This is a genomic window from Streptomyces sp. NPDC027962 (genome assembly GCF_055566095.1).
Map to the genome: position 1 here is coordinate 1 of NZ_JBVHTA010000123.1, position 1,166 is coordinate 1,166.

Here is a 1,166-nt window from a genome sequence, read left to right on the forward strand (position 1 = left end):
CTAGTGTCTCGTGATCCTGTAGGCGTTACTTGATCTCGCGTATCTCGTTGTTACCGACATGGAGCTCTCCGTGGAACAGGCCGCAGAGTTGCGGGAGTTGGCGAACGGTCGGGATGTGCCCGCGGACCTGGCCACACGGGCCCGGATCGTGTTGTGGTCGGGCGAGGGGCGTCGACGCAAGGACATTGCCGAGCTGCTCGGGGTGTCGCTGCCGACCGTGGACCGTTGGAAGACCCGTTATGGCCAGCGTGGACTGGCCGGACTGGAAGGCGACCGTCCCGGCGCCCCGCGGGAGCAGGTACCGGCGCGGGCGCGGGCGCGGGTGATTGCGCTGACGCGGATGACGCCGCCGGCTGGTACCGGGCTTTCGCACTGGTCGACGCGCGAGTTGGCGAAGTACCTGAAGCGGATCGAGAACATCACCGTGTCCTGGCACTACATTGCACGGGTCTGGCGCGAGGAAAATCTCAAGCCGCACCGCAACGGCACCTTCAAGATTTCGAAGGACCCCGCATTCGCGGACAAGGTGGCCGACGTGATCGGGCTGTACCTGGACCCGCCGGGCGGCGCGGTCGTGCTGTCGGTCGACGAGAAGACGCAGGTACAGGCGCTGGACCGGACCCAGCCGGTGCTGCCGGTCACTTTCGCGGCCACCGAGAAGCGCACCCACGACTATGTCCGGCACGGCACCACGAACTTGTTCGCCGCACTCAACGTCGCCACCGGCGAAGTGACCGGCGAGTGCAAGCCGAACCGGAACGCCAAGAACTTCCTGGCCTTCCTGAAGAAGGCGGTCAAGCCGCACGCCGGAAAAGAGATCCACATCGTCCTGGACAACCTCTCCACGCACACCACGCCGGAGGTCAAGGAGTGGCTGTCGAAGAACCAGCATGTCCACTTCCACTTCACCCCCGTCGGCTCCTCCTGGTTGAACCAGATCGAAATCTGGTTCGGAATCCTGACCCGGCAATCGATCCGCCGGGGCACCTTCTCGAGCGTCAACGTCCTGATCACGCAGATCCGCGACTACATCGACTCCTGGAACTCCGAGGCCAAGCCCTTCACTTGGACCGCCACCACCGAAGAGATTCTGGCGAAGGTCCGCCTCGTCCAGACCAACATCAAGAAACTCGTGGCAAACAACTCGAAGTGACATCAACAGGATC

1 protein-coding gene is annotated in these 1,166 nt (G+C 63.6%); it reads left to right on the forward strand.

Features of this window, described 5'->3' with window-relative positions; all coding sequences use genetic code 11:
* The first annotated feature begins 70 nt into the window (after positions 1-70).
* Positions 71-1,153, forward strand: coding sequence for an IS630 family transposase (locus tag ACZ4SA_RS36975; protein ID WP_468283271.1), 1,083 nt, complete (start codon positions 71-73; stop codon positions 1,151-1,153).
* Positions 1,154-1,166 lie beyond the last annotated feature (13 nt).